Genomic DNA, 13168 nt, shown 5'->3' with positions numbered 1-13168 from the left:
AAGAAGTCCGGCGGTGTCCTACTCTCCCACAGGGTCCCCCCTGCAGTACCATCGGCGCTGTGAGGCTTAGCTTCCGGGTTCGGAATGTGACCGGGCGTTTCCCTCACGCTATGGCCGCCGAAACACTATTGACGTGTAACGACAAGACAAAACGATTGTGTTGTCGTGGTTGTCGACCGTACGTCGAGAACCACAAAGTGGACGCAAGCACCAGGAATGGTGTGTTATCAAGTCATCGGCTTATTAGTACCAGTCAGCTGCACACGTTGCCGTGCTTCCACATCTGGCCTATCAACCCAGTAGTCTGGCTGGGAGCCTCTCACCCGAAGGTATGGAAGTCTCATCTTGAGGCCGGCTTCCCGCTTAGATGCTTTCAGCGGTTATCCATCCCGAACGTAGCTAACCAGCGGTGCCCTTGGCAGGACAACTGGCACACCAGAGGTTCGTCCAACCCGGTCCTCTCGTACTAGGGTCAGATCCTCTCAAACTTCCTACGCGCGCAGCGGATAGGGACCGAACTGTCTCACGACGTTCTAAACCCAGCTCGCGTACCGCTTTAATGGGCGAACAGCCCAACCCTTGGGACCTACTCCAGCCCCAGGATGCGACGAGCCGACATCGAGGTGCCAAACCATGCCGTCGATATGGACTCTTGGGCAAGATCAGCCTGTTATCCCCGAGGTACCTTTTATCCGTTGAGCGACAGCGCTTCCACAAGCCACTGCCGGATCACTAGTCCCGACTTTCGTCCCTGCTCGACCTGTCAGTCTCACAGTCAAGCTCCCTTGTGCACTTACACTCGACACCTGATTGCCAACCAGGTTGAGGGAACCTTTGGGCGCCTCCGTTACATTTTGGGAGGCAACCGCCCCAGTTAAACTACCCACCAGGCACTGTCCCTGAACCGGATCACGGTTCGAAGTTAGATATCCAGAGTGACCAGAGTGGTATTTCAACAATGACTCCACGGTAACTGGCGTCACCGCTTCACAGTCTCCCACCTATCCTACACAAGCCACACCGAACACCAATACCAAGCTGTAGTAAAGGTCACGGGGTCTTTCCGTCCTGCTGCGCGTAACGAGCATCTTTACTCGTAATGCAATTTCGCCGAGTTCGCGGTTGAGACAGTTGGGAAGTCGTTACGCCATTCGTGCAGGTCGGAACTTACCCGACAAGGAATTTCGCTACCTTAGGATGGTTATAGTTACCACCGCCGTTTACTGGGGCTTAAATTCTCAGCTTCGCCTTGCGGCTAACCGGTCCTCTTAACCTTCCAGCACCGGGCAGGCGTCAGTCCGTATACATCGTCTTGCGACTTGGCACGGACCTGTGTTTTTAGTAAACAGTCGCTACCCACTAGTCTCTGCGGCCACCACGCCCTTTTCGGAGCAAGTCCGTATAAGCGGGTGGCCCCCCTTCTCCCGAAGTTACGGGGGCATTTTGCCGAGTTCCTTAACCACGATTCTCTCGATCTCCTTGGTATTCTCTACCTGACCACCTGAGTCGGTTTGGGGTACGGGCGGCTTGAACCTCGCGTCGATGCTTTTCTCGGCAGCATAGGATCACCCACTTTTTATCCGCATCGTGTCTCAGCCTGTGTGAACCGCGGATTTGCCTACGGTTCGGCCTACGCACTTGCACCAGGACAACCATCGCCTGGCTTGGGCTACCTTCCTGCGTCACACCTGTTAATACGCTAGCCGCACCAGCATAGGGTCACGTGCTCCCCAGCCCGGTGAACCCCGAAGGGTCCGATGGACTGGTTCGGACGTTTAGCATCACTGGATTGACTGGGGCGGTTCTTCGCCGGTACGGGAATATCAACCCGTTGTCCATCGACTACGCCTGTCGGCCTCGCCTTAGGTCCCGACTTACCCAGGGAAGATTAGCTTGACCCTGGAACCCTTGGTCTTCCGGAGGACGTGTTTCTCACACGTCTTTCGCTACTCATGCCTGCATTCTCACTCGTGTAGCGTCCACGGCTGGATCACTCCGCCGCTTCACTCGCCACACGACGCTCTCCTACCCATCAACACGGCTGGACCACGAAGGCCTACCATAAATGTCAATGCCACAACTTCGGTGGCGTGCTTGAGCCCCGTTACATTGTCGGCGCGGAATCACTTGACCAGTGAGCTATTACGCACTCTTTCAAGGGTGGCTGCTTCTAAGCCAACCTCCTGGTTGTCACAGCAACTCCACATCCTTTCCCACTTAGCACGCGCTTAGGGACCTTAGTTGGTGGTCTGGGTTGTTTCCCTCTCGACTATGAAGCTTATCCCCCACAGTCTCACTGCTGCGCTCTCACTTACCGGCATTCGGAGTTTGGCTGACGTCAGTAACCTTGTAGGGCCCATCGGCCATCCAGTAGCTCTACCTCCGGCAAGAAACACGCAACGCTGCACCTAAATGCATTTCGGAGAGAACCAGCTATCACGAAGTTTGATTGGCCTTTCACCCCTATCCACAGCTCATCCCCTCAGTTTTCAACCTAAGTGGGTTCGGCCCTCCACGACGTCTTACCGTCGCTTCAGCCTGGCCATGGATAGATCACTTCGCTTCGGGTCTAGGACACGCGACTGAATCGCCCTATTCAGACTCGCTTTCGCTACGGCTACCCCACACGGGTTAACCTCGCCACGTATCGCTAACTCGCAGGCTCATTCTTCAAAAGGCACGCTGTCACCCCTGCTAGGGAGGCTCCAACGGTTTGTAAGCAAACGGTTTCAGGTACTATTTCACTCCCCTCCCGGGGTACTTTTCACCTTTCCCTCACGGTACTTGTCCGCTATCGGTCATCTGGGAGTATTTAGGCTTATCAGGTGGTCCTGACAGATTCACACGGGATTTCTCGGGCCCCGTGCTACTTGGGATACTCTTCACGCCAAGACATGGCATTTCGGCTACGGGGTTGGCACCCTCTATGACCCGCCTTTCAATGCGGTTCGCCTATACCACCTTGTCACGTCGACCACTCGGCAGAATGATCAGAAAAGTCCCACAACCCCGGGCATGCAACGCCTGCCGGCTATCACACACACCCGGTTTAGCCTCATCCGCTTTCGCTCGCCACTACTCACGGAATCACATGTTGTTTTCTCTTCCTGTGGGTACTGAGATGTTTCACTTCCCCACGTTCCCTCTACCCGCCCTATATATTCAGGCGGGAGTCACTGGGTCGGCACGCCGCCCAGCGGGGTTTCCCCATTCGGACACCCTCGGATCAAAACTCGCTTATCAGTTCCCCGAGGCTTATCGCAGATTGCTACGTCCTTCTTCGGCTCCAGATGCCAAGGCATCCACCGTTTGCTCTTAAAGACTTGAAATCACATGAGTTCATCAAGAATCGAAAGCCGGACCGAAGTCCGACTCGAAATTGACTAATGATCTTTAAGATCATCTAACCGAGACGACCGAAATCGTCTCGAAGATGCTCGCGTCCACTGTGTAGTTCTCAAAGTACGGGCGGTCCTCGATCCCCACCAACACCCGTTGGCAGCGACAAGGCCAGAAGCACCGCATGTGTTCCCACATCCGGTCCCTCAGGACCCAACAGCGTGCAGGCACCAGCCCCGCCGGCCCCCGCGTTCCCACACCGAAGTGCGTACTAGCAGAAACCATTGGCTCTGATGCCATGTCAAATGTTCCACCCATGAGCTCCCAGCGAAGAACATTCGTCTTCGATCTGGGTTCTGGACACCCGGAGGTGTCAGATGCTCCTTAGAAAGGAGGTGATCCAGCCGCACCTTCCGGTACGGCTACCTTGTTACGACTTAGTCCTAATTACCGATCCCACCTTCGACGGCTCCCTCCACAAGGGTTAGGCCACCGGCTTCAGGTGTTACCGACTTTCATGACTTGACGGGCGGTGTGTACAAGACCCGGGAACGTATTCACCGCAGCGTTGCTGATCTGCGATTACTAGCGACTCCGACTTCATGTAGTCGAGTTGCAGACTACAATCCGAACTGGGACCGGCTTTTTGGGATTCGCTCCACCTCACGGTATTGCAGCCCTTTGTACCGGCCATTGTAGCATGCGTGAAGCCCAAGACATAAGGGGCATGATGATTTGACGTCATCCCCACCTTCCTCCGAGTTGACCCCGGCAGTATCCCATGAGTTCCCACCATTACGTGCTGGCAACATAGAACGAGGGTTGCGCTCGTTGCGGGACTTAACCCAACATCTCACGACACGAGCTGACGACAACCATGCACCACCTGTTCACGAGTGTCCAAAGAGTTGACCATTTCTGGCCCGTTCTCGTGTATGTCAAGCCTTGGTAAGGTTCTTCGCGTTGCATCGAATTAATCCGCATGCTCCGCCGCTTGTGCGGGTCCCCGTCAATTCCTTTGAGTTTTAGCCTTGCGGCCGTACTCCCCAGGCGGGGAACTTAATGCGTTAGCTGCGTCACGGAATCCGTGGAAAGGACCCCACAACTAGTTCCCAACGTTTACGGGGTGGACTACCAGGGTATCTAAGCCTGTTTGCTCCCCACCCTTTCGCTCCTCAGCGTCAGTTACGGCCCAGAGATCTGCCTTCGCCATCGGTGTTCCTCCTGATATCTGCGCATTCCACCGCTACACCAGGAATTCCAATCTCCCCTACCGCACTCTAGTCTGCCCGTACCCACTGCAGGCCCGAGGTTGAGCCTCGGGATTTCACAGCAGACGCGACAGACCGCCTACGAGCTCTTTACGCCCAATAATTCCGGATAACGCTTGCGCCCTACGTATTACCGCGGCTGCTGGCACGTAGTTAGCCGGCGCTTTTTCTGCAGGTACCGTCACTCTCGCTTCTTCCCTGCTAAAAGAGGTTTACAACCCGAAGGCCGTCATCCCTCACGCGGCGTTGCTGCATCAGGCTTCCGCCCATTGTGCAATATTCCCCACTGCTGCCTCCCGTAGGAGTCTGGGCCGTGTCTCAGTCCCAGTGTGGCCGGTCACCCTCTCAGGCCGGCTACCCGTCGACGCCTTGGTGAGCCATTACCTCACCAACAAGCTGATAGGCCGCGAGCCCATCCCCCACCAAAAAATCTTTCCAGCAACTGGCCATGCGGCCGTTGCTCGTATCCAGTATTAGACGCCGTTTCCAGCGCTTATCCCAGAGTGAGGGGCAGGTTGCTCACGTGTTACTCACCCGTTCGCCACTAATCCAAGGTGCAAGCACCCCTTCATCGTTCGACTTGCATGTGTTAAGCACGCCGCCAGCGTTCATCCTGAGCCAGGATCAAACTCTCCGTAAAGAAAAAATGCATACGAACCGGGGAAAAACCGGAACGCAGCGAGTTTGATGCTGACCAAAGAGACAAAATCAACTGACTTCATCCAATGCCAGCCCCCGGAAGGGCTGGTCTTTGATCCAAAGGAATTTCTCTACCAGCCCGAAGACTGGACGAGGAATAAATTGGCATTTGACAAGTGCACGCTGTTGAGTTCTCAAGGATCGGATGCTCCCAACCCCCCACCTACCCGGTGAGGCCCTTTGGGGCAACTTCTCTATCTTATCCGTCCCGCCCGGCCTGTCAAATCGACACGCCGTGAAGACCGGAACCAGATCCGTTTCCTCGTTTCCGAGGCAACTTCTCTAGCTTAGCCCTCCCAGCCGAACTGTCAAATCAACGACCCCGACGGACGGCCACCCACTCGAACGCACGCGTCCGACCCCCACCACCGGAAGAACCGACAGCAAGGAAACCAACCAGAACCCGGAAACACAAGGAAACCAGACCGAAGAAGGAGGGTGGTTGTTCGCCACTTGGGGAGTCAGGCCTTCCGGCCCTTCGCTCTACCGCTTGGGGCGAACAAGTAATAAGTTACGCGGAACCAGACCCCCCGGCAAATCCAGCCCCCACCCCGGGCGTGTCGCACGCTGTTCCGCGACCGTTCACGCTCTCGACGCCGGGGTTTCCCCGCGTACGATGCGGTCATGACAGCTGCGACGGCGCGCGCTGCGCTGGCCGGATTCCAGGCGGCGCTCGGCGAGGATCCCTCCGACGTCGAGGATCTGGCCACGGTGCCGGTCCCCCTTCCCGCCCGTCTCCCTGTCGACGCCCTGGCCTGGGCCGGGGTGCAGGCCGCGTCCCTCGCTCTCGCCCGGATCTCGGGCGCCGATCCCGTGCGCCTGGACGGATCCCGGATCGCGGCCGCCTACCGGAGCGAACGCCACCTGCGCATCGACGGCTCCTCCCCCGGGGCGTGGTCCCCGCTGTCGGGGTTCTGGCACGCGGCCGACGGCTGGGTCCGCACGCACGGCAACTACCCCGCGCACGCCGAGGCGATGCGCGGGGCGCTCGGGCTGACCGAGCCCAGCGCCGAGGCCGCCGCCGAACGCCTCGCCGCGATGCGGGTCGACGCCGCCGTCTCGGCGATCACCGCGCACGGCGGGCTCTGCGTCCCCACCCGCGAGGAGAGACCCGCCGTCGATGCAGCGCTGCGGCTGGATCCGCCCATCCGGCTCGAGCGGATCGGGCGTGGACAGCCCGTGGGCCTGCCGGAGGCGACGGCGGCCGCCCCGCTCGTCGGAGTGCGCGTGCTCGACCTCACCCGCGTCATCGCCGGACCGGTGTGCACGCGCACCCTGGCGCTGGCCGGGGCCGACGTGCTGCGCATCGATCCGCCGGCCCTGCCCGAGTTCGCCTGGCAGCACCTCGACACCGGGCACGGCAAGCGGTCCGCTCTGCTCGATCTCGAGGAGGACGACGACCGTGCGCGCTTCGACGCTCTGCTCGCGAACGCCGACGTCGTCGTGCTCGGCTACCGTCCCGACGGTCTGTCCCGGCTCGGGCTCACGCCGGAGCGGCTGCTCGCCACTCATCCGCGTCTGGTGGTGGCGCAGCTCTCCGCGTGGGGCGCACCCGACCGGCGCGGATTCGACAGTCTGGTGCAGGCGGCGTCGGGCATCGCCTGGATCGAGTCCGTCGACGGCACGACGCCCGGCGTCCTCCCGGCGCAGGCTCTCGACCACACCGCGGGCTATCTGCTCGCCGCGGCGATCGCGACCGCGCTGCGCCGACGGGCGGTCGACGGCGGCGGCTGGATCGCCGAGACGTCCCTGCGCCGTGTGGCGGCGGACCTCCTCGCCCTTCCCCGCAGTGGCGAGCCGATCGGAGACGCACCCCCGGAGGATCCCGAGACGCAGACCTTCGACGTCGACGGCACCGAGGTCCGCACCGTCGTCCCGGCCGTCGCCTGGACCGGCGGGCCGTCGCGGTTCGCGCCGCCGCGACCGTGGGGCGGGGATCAGGCCGTCTGGCGCTGAGCCCGACGGATCCGCAGCACGATCACGAGCACGATCGTGAGTGCGGCCCAGATCCCGCAGGCGACGGGCAGGGTGCGATAGGCGAGGTGCTGCGCCGTGAACCCCGGTGTGGGCGGTCCGTACACGACGAGGCCGGCGAGGATCGCCGGCACGAGGAGCGCCGGCAGCGAGAGCCACCAGACGATGCGCACTGCGGCGGGCTCCGGATCCACCGGTCCCGACGCGCGCCCGCGCAGCCAGAGCAGCCCGGTGATCGCAAGGACGAGCACGCCGCCGATGCTGGATCCGTGCTGCAGCCACTTGTACCCGGGCAGCGGCCCCCAGGGATCGCCAAGGGCGGGGACGAGGACGCTGCCGAGCCGTCCCTCGTGCGTGAACGCGTCCCAGAGGATGTGGCTGGCCACGCCGAGAGCCAGCGCGACGAGGAGCAGGATCCCGCGTCCCGCGGACGGGAAGGTCTCGCGCAGGGTGGCACGCGCCCCGCGATCCCACTCCTGCGGCAGCCGGGCGGCCAGAGCGAGGGGAGCGAGCGGGCGGCAGGCCGGGCGCAGCAGCAGCCGCCACACCAGCAGCAGCGCGAGGGCGATCGCCGTCGTCAGCGGGATCCCGCGCAGATCGTGCGTGGTGCCGTAGTCGATGCCGATCCCCCGCGTGAACAGGGGCAGGTCGGGGGTCATCGCGCCCACCGCGATCGCCGCCGGGACGAGCGGCGTCCGGACGAACGGCAGCGCCACGATCGCATGACTCGGCGTGAACGGCATGCCCCGACGCTACCGAGGACGTGGCGCAAGCGATCCCGGATCCTCCCGCCCATGTACGGGACCCCCCCCGGGCTGTCCGCTGGTCCCCACCCGCCGTCCCACCCCGCGAATGCGGGCGTGGCGCGACCAGCGAACAGGAAAAGGTGCGCCTGCGGAACGGGTTCCGGCGCTGTCAGGCGGGCAGGAGACCGGCGAGGGTCTTCTTGCCGCGGCGGAGCACCGAGACACCGCCCGGGAGGCCGAGCGGGACAATCGCGTCGTCGCTCTCCACCTTCGCGCCGTCGACGGACACGCCGCCCTGGGCGATCGCCCGCCGCGCCTCGGAGGCGCTCGAGACGAGACCGGTGGCGACGAGCGCGTCGATGACGGAGGATCCGGCGGATGCCTGCGCGTTCGGGAGCTCCTCGAGCGCCGAGCGCAGTGTGCCCGCGTCGAGCGCGGACAGATCGCCCTGCCCGAACAGCGCCTCGGACGCGGCGATCACCGCGGCGGTCGCCTCGATCCCGTGCACGGTTGCGACGACCTCGAGCGCGAGGCGCTTCTGCGCGGCGCGGCGGAACGGCTCCGCCTCGACGAGCGCGGCGTACTCCTCGATCTCGGCGCGCGGGAGGAACGTGAAGACCTTGAGCCGGTCGATCACGTCGGCGTCGGCGGTGCTGAGCCAGAACTGGTACATCCGGTACGGGCTGCACATGTCGGCGTCGAGCCAGATCGCGTTTCCCTCGCTCTTGCCGAACTTGGTGCCGTCGCTGTTGGTGATCAGCGGCGTGCCGATCGCGTGCACCGAGGCGCCCTCGACGCGGTGGATGAGGTCCGTGCCGCTGGTGAGGTTGCCCCACTGGTCGCTTCCGCCGGTCTGCAGCACGCAGTCGTACTGACGGTGCAGTTCGAGGTAGTCCAGGCCCTGCAGGATCTGGTAGCTGAACTCGGTGTAGCTGATGCCGGCGTCGGAGTTCAGGCGCGCGGCGACCGCGTCCTTCTTCAGCATCGTTCCGACCCGGTAGTGCTTGCCGATCTCGCGGAGGAAGTCGATCGCGCTCAGCGGCGCCGTCCAGTCGAGGTTGTTCACGATCCGGGCGGCGTTGTCGCCGTCGAAGCTGAGGAAGCGCTCGACCTGGGCGCGCAGCTTGCCGACCCACTCCTCGACGGTCTCGCGCGTGTTCAGCGTGCGCTCCGCCGTCGGGCGGGGGTCGCCGACGAGGCCGGTGGATCCGCCGACGAGGCCGAGCGGCTTGTGGCCGGCCAGCTGCAGGCGGCGCATGGTGAGCAGCTGCACGAGGTTGCCGAGGTGCAGGCTGGGCGCGGTCGGGTCGAAGCCGCAGTAATACGTGATCGCGGGCCCCGCGAGAAGGGCGCGCAGCGCCTCCTGGTCCGTGGACACGTGGACGAGCCCGCGCCAGACCAGCTCGTCCCACACGTTCTCGAACGCGGGGTCGATCGCCGGCTGCGCAGTCGTCAGATCTGGATTCGACACCGGATCAGGGTATCAGCGCGGATCGGCCGCCTTTCCGCACCGGAACGACGGCGGATAGGCTGGATCCGTGTCGGGAACACGCGCGGGTCGCACGTTCCGGGGCCTCATCGCCGCCCTGGTCGCGACGTTCGTCGCCTCCGTCTCGCACGCCCTCGCGGACGGCGCTCCGGCCCCTCTGCTGGGCGTCGTCCTCGCGCTCGTGTTCGCGGCGCCGGTGTGCGTCGCCCTCGCCGGGCGCCGGCTCTCCTGGACGCGGCTCTCGATCGCCGTCGCGCTGAGCCAGTTCGCGTTCCACGGCCTGATGCTCGTCGGCGTGGGGGCCGGATCCGGATCCCTCGCCTCCGTACCCGGCGGCCACCTGCACGGCGCCGAGATGGTCAAGGCGCTCGGCGCGACCGCGCTTCCGGCCGGCGCGCTGCACCCCGACCATTCCGGTATCGGGATGTGGATCGCGCACGCGATCGCGGCGGTGCTCACCGTGCTCGCCCTGGGCCGGGGCGAGCAGGCCGTGCGCGCCCTCATCGTCCTGACCGGCTGGGACGAGGCCGCCCGCCTGATCGCGTGGCGGGCGAGCGCCCCGTTCCGGACGCCGTCCGCGCCGCACGCCGAGGTCGCCGAGCCCCGGCTGCTGTTCGCCGTGGTCTCGGTGCTGAGGAGGGGTCCGCCGCCCGCGGCGTGACGACCCCCCTCTCCCGCTCCGCCCCGCCTCTCGCGGGGCCGGTGCACCGACGACCTCAGAAAGAACCGCATCCATGCGAAAGACCACCCTTCAGCGCGCGCTCATCGGCCTCGCCGCCGGCGCCGCACTCGCCCTCGTCGCTCCGCTGGCGGCATCCGCCCACGTCACCGCGACCCCGAACCAGGCGGAGGCCGGATCCTGGACGTACGTCACCTTCCGGGTGCCGAACGAGTCGGCCACGGCCAGCACCGTCAAGCTCGAGATCCACCTGCCGACCGACACCCCCTTCACGAGCGTCAGCTACCAGCCCACCGCGGGCTGGACCGGCGCCACCGCGAAGACCCCTCTGCCCAAGCCCGTGAAGGTCGAGGACAACACCGTCAGCGACGCCGTCACGACGGTCACCTTCACCGCGGATGCGGGCGGCGTCGCGCCGGGCCAGTTCCAGGCCTTCACCCTGTCGCTGGGCCCGGTCCCCGACACCGGGCACATCGTCATGGCTGCCACGCAGACGTACTCCGACGGCAAGGTCGTGGAGTGGTCGGCCACACCGGAACAGGTCGCGAAGGACGACACTCTCGAGCCCGCCCCGGTGCTCTGGGTGAACGACGCGCCGCCCGCCGACCACCACGGCGGGGCGACGGCTGCTCCCGCGGCCTCGGGACCGTCCGCGCCCTCCGACGGGCGGGGCGGACTCGCGCTCGGGCTCAGCATCGCCGCGCTCGTGATCGCCGCCGGCGGCGCGCTTCTCGGCGCGTTCGCGCTGGGGCGGCGGAGGAGGGGCGCATGAGGATCCGGAACCGTCTCGTCGCGCTCGCCGCATCCGTCGCCGCGGGCCTCGCGCTCGCGGTGGCGGGAGCCTCGACGGCCAGCGCGCACGACACCCTCGAGCAGTCGGATCCATCCGCGAACGCGACCGTGACGCACCTCGACGCCGTGACGCTCACGTTCAGCGGGGATCCCCTCAACGCGGCCGGCACCGACATCATCCAGGTGATCGGGCCGGACAAGAAGTACTTCGAGACCGGCTGCCCGGACCTGAACGGGCCCGCGGTGTCCTCGCCGGTCGCGCTGGGCGCGGCGGGGACGTACGAGGTGCTGTGGCGCGTGGTGTCGTCGGACGGGCATCCGATCTCGGGCAACTACACGTTCGCCTACGCACCCGACGGCTCCGCGTCGCCCGCGGCAGCCGGATCCGCGACCCCGAAGTGCGGGCCGAGGGCGGATGCGACGCCGGCCACCCGCACCGAGCCGATGGAGGTCGACGACAGCACGCTGTGGTTCGGGCTCGGGATCGGCGCGGTCGTGCTCGTCGCGGTGGGCGTCGGCGCGTGGGCGCTCGCCCGAGGGCGCAGCCCTCAGGCCTGAGTCGAGATCGTTGCGCGAGGACGCCGTAGGCGACCGAGACGAAACGCGGTGATCGGACGAGTTCGTCGGTCACCGCGTTTCGTCTCGCTTCGCTCGCTCAACGACCCGAGTCGCGCGTCTAAGCGGCCCTCGTCGCCCACCAGAGCAGCATCGCGCCGCCCAGCGCGACGACCCAGCTCACCAGGCTGCCGACGAGGAAGTACTCGGCGCGGGCCCCGCTCGCCCCATCCCGGGAGATCTCCGGGAAGCGCACGATGCCCTTGGCGGCGAGCATCGCCGCCAGCAGTGCGTACGCCGCGACGAGGGTGAGCAGCAGCACGAGCACCCGTTCGAGCGGGCCGATCAGCCGTCCGCCGCGGAAACCGGGATCCGCCACCGGGACGTGCGAGGACGGCGTCGGCGCGGTCGGCGTCCCGGGCCCGAGGATCACCGGCGGCTGCACCATCGCGATCTCGGCGGGCACGACGTCGGCCGGGAGCGATGCCTCCTCCTCGGTCAGCGCGGCGCGCACGATGACGTTGCCGGTCTCCAGCAGGGCGGCGAACACGCCCACGCCGAGCACGAGCAGGTCGAAGCCGACCGGCCCGACCGGGGTCGCCAGCCACCGTCCGTCGAACAGGCCCGTGCTCGCGCGGGCGGGCATGATCGCCACCGACGCCGCGACCAGCACGGCCAGCAGCACCGCCGGCCAGAACGACAGCCGGGGCTGTCCGTCGAGCGGGAACAGCCACGCCCACAGCACGGCGAGGACGATCCCGATGGCCGCGTACGTGCACGCGGCGCCGAGCACTCCGACGACGAGCAGCAGCAGCGCGGCGATCGCGACGCCGATCCAGAACGCCGCACCGCGCAGGAACCGGCGCAGGATGTCGGCGAGACCGATCGAGAGCAGGACGAAACCGGCGAGGATCATGAGCGGGCCCTCCCTTGCAGCGCCTCGAAGCCGAGGACGACGGACGCCGCTCCGGCGCTGGCGAGCGCCTGCGAGACGGCGGACTGGCTGATCCCCTCGTCGCCGGCGAGCTCGGCCTGCGTGCGGCCGAGGCTGCGACCGTAGACGAGCCGGCGTTCGCGCGGGCTCATCCGCATCACGAGCTCGTCGCGCGCGAGCGCGTACGCGTTGGCGACGTCGATCGTCGTGTGCATGCGGGCATCCTCCTCCGGGGCGCCGACAATCCAGATCCGCGAGGTCGGCACGGCGCGCTGCTGACGGGCGTGCACGGTGTCGATCGCGGCGCGGGCGGCCCACCAGGCCGGGCCGTCCTGCAGGCGCGGCGCGGCGCCGGACCCGCCTCCGTCGATCGCACGGATCGCGCCGACGCCGATCCCGAAGCGCAGCTCATGGCCGGCGGGCAGGGCGAGCTGCACGAGCAGCAGCGAGGCGAGCGCGGCGTCGAGGGTGGCGTAACGGCCCTGCAGCTCGTCGCCGGCCGTGGCCTGCAGCGGCTCCACGGCGAGGGGCAGGTCGAACTCCGCCTGCGCGACGACGCGTTCGAAGGTGCGCTGCGCCTCCGAACGGTCCGGGAGACGGCGCGATCCGACGATGTCGGCGATCACGGCCACATCCATGCGATAAGTATATCGCTTATGAAGCCTTAGATATAAGGTAATAGCTTATGTT

General features: G+C 65.4%; 8 protein-coding genes and 3 rRNA genes. 4 read left to right on the top strand and 7 right to left on the bottom strand.

Annotated features, from left to right (window positions below):
* Positions 1 to 5: 5 nt before the first annotated feature.
* The 3 genes from rrf to RBR11_RS18310 all read right to left on the bottom strand — a co-directional run bounded on the left by rrf (position 6) and on the right by RBR11_RS18310 (position 5250).
* Positions 6 to 122 (bottom strand): 5S ribosomal RNA (gene rrf, locus RBR11_RS18320).
* A gap of 101 nt (positions 123 to 223) precedes the next feature.
* Positions 224 to 3329: ribosomal RNA gene (locus RBR11_RS18315) — 23S ribosomal RNA — on the bottom strand.
* A 398-nt stretch (positions 3330 to 3727) separates the two neighbouring features.
* Positions 3728 to 5250 (bottom strand): 16S ribosomal RNA (locus RBR11_RS18310).
* The 16S, 23S and 5S rRNA genes sit together here, the layout of an rRNA operon.
* A gap of 683 nt (positions 5251 to 5933) precedes the next feature.
* Here RBR11_RS18310 and RBR11_RS18305 point away from each other — a divergent pair.
* Positions 5934 to 7265 carry a CoA transferase gene (locus tag RBR11_RS18305; RefSeq protein WP_308490824.1) on the top strand — a complete coding sequence of 444 codons (1332 nt, stop codon included), beginning with the start codon at positions 5934 to 5936 and terminating at the stop codon, positions 7263 to 7265.
* On the opposite strand, the gene RBR11_RS18300 is transcribed toward RBR11_RS18305, so the two are convergent.
* Positions 7247 to 8026 carry a DUF4184 family protein gene (locus tag RBR11_RS18300; protein ID WP_308490823.1) on the bottom strand — a complete coding sequence of 260 codons (780 nt, stop codon included), beginning with the start codon at positions 8024 to 8026 and terminating at the stop codon, positions 7247 to 7249. The two genes, RBR11_RS18305 and RBR11_RS18300, sit on opposite strands and share 19 nt — an antisense overlap.
* Positions 8027 to 8198: 172 nt before the next feature.
* The gene (gene tyrS / locus RBR11_RS18295; RefSeq protein WP_308490822.1) at positions 8199 to 9500 is read right to left on the bottom strand and encodes a tyrosine--tRNA ligase; all 1302 of its coding nucleotides are present in this window, start codon (positions 9498 to 9500) and stop codon (positions 8199 to 8201) included.
* A gap of 67 nt (positions 9501 to 9567) precedes the next feature.
* On the opposite strand from tyrS, the gene RBR11_RS18290 reads away from it, so the two are divergent.
* The 3 genes from RBR11_RS18290 (at position 9568) to RBR11_RS18280 (ending at position 11547) form a co-directional block, all read left to right on the top strand.
* Positions 9568 to 10179, top strand: a complete 612-nt coding sequence (locus tag RBR11_RS18290; protein WP_308490821.1) for a hypothetical protein — start codon at positions 9568 to 9570, stop codon at positions 10177 to 10179.
* Positions 10180 to 10252: 73 nt separating this feature from the next.
* Positions 10253 to 10969, top strand: coding sequence for a YcnI family copper-binding membrane protein (locus RBR11_RS18285; RefSeq protein ID WP_308490820.1), 717 nt, complete (start codon positions 10253 to 10255; stop codon positions 10967 to 10969).
* On the top strand, positions 10966 to 11547 hold the full coding sequence (locus RBR11_RS18280) for a copper resistance CopC family protein (protein WP_308490819.1): 582 nt from the start codon (positions 10966 to 10968) through the stop codon (positions 11545 to 11547). The genes RBR11_RS18285 and RBR11_RS18280 overlap by 4 nt, the downstream gene beginning before the upstream one ends.
* 118 nt (positions 11548 to 11665) lie before the next feature.
* Here RBR11_RS18280 and RBR11_RS18275 read toward each other — a convergent pair whose 3' ends face one another.
* Together RBR11_RS18275 and RBR11_RS18270 are read right to left on the bottom strand one after the other, a co-directional pair.
* The gene (locus tag RBR11_RS18275; RefSeq protein WP_308490818.1) at positions 11666 to 12460 is read right to left on the bottom strand and encodes a hypothetical protein; all 795 of its coding nucleotides are present in this window, start codon (positions 12458 to 12460) and stop codon (positions 11666 to 11668) included.
* The gene (locus tag RBR11_RS18270) at positions 12457 to 13116 is read right to left on the bottom strand and encodes a SatD family protein (RefSeq protein ID WP_308490817.1); all 660 of its coding nucleotides are present in this window, start codon (positions 13114 to 13116) and stop codon (positions 12457 to 12459) included. The genes RBR11_RS18275 and RBR11_RS18270 overlap by 4 nt, the downstream gene beginning before the upstream one ends.
* Positions 13117 to 13168: the final 52 nt, after the last annotated feature.

The organism is Microbacterium capsulatum (genome assembly GCF_030865425.1).
GTDB classification, from domain to species: Bacteria; Actinomycetota; Actinomycetes; order Actinomycetales; family Microbacteriaceae; genus Microbacterium; species Microbacterium capsulatum.
Note: the sequence above shows the minus strand (reverse complement) of the source record. Positions and strands in the feature narration are given on the sequence as shown.

What these genes read in the sequence shown, in the direction of transcription:
- RBR11_RS18270 (WP_308490817.1), bottom strand. Translation starts at nt 13,116, where the DNA reads ATGGATGTGGCCGTGATCGCCGACATCGTCGGATCGCGCCGTCTCCCG.
- RBR11_RS18275 (WP_308490818.1), bottom strand. Translation starts at nt 12,460, where the DNA reads ATGATCCTCGCCGGTTTCGTCCTGCTCTCGATCGGTCTCGCCGACATC.
- RBR11_RS18280 (WP_308490819.1), top strand. Translation starts at nt 10,966, where the DNA reads ATGAGGATCCGGAACCGTCTCGTCGCGCTCGCCGCATCCGTCGCCGCG.
- RBR11_RS18305 (WP_308490824.1), top strand. Translation starts at nt 5,934, where the DNA reads ATGACAGCTGCGACGGCGCGCGCTGCGCTGGCCGGATTCCAGGCGGCG.
- RBR11_RS18300 (WP_308490823.1), bottom strand. Translation starts at nt 8,026, where the DNA reads ATGCCGTTCACGCCGAGTCATGCGATCGTGGCGCTGCCGTTCGTCCGG.
- RBR11_RS18285 (WP_308490820.1), top strand. Translation starts at nt 10,253, where the DNA reads ATGCGAAAGACCACCCTTCAGCGCGCGCTCATCGGCCTCGCCGCCGGC.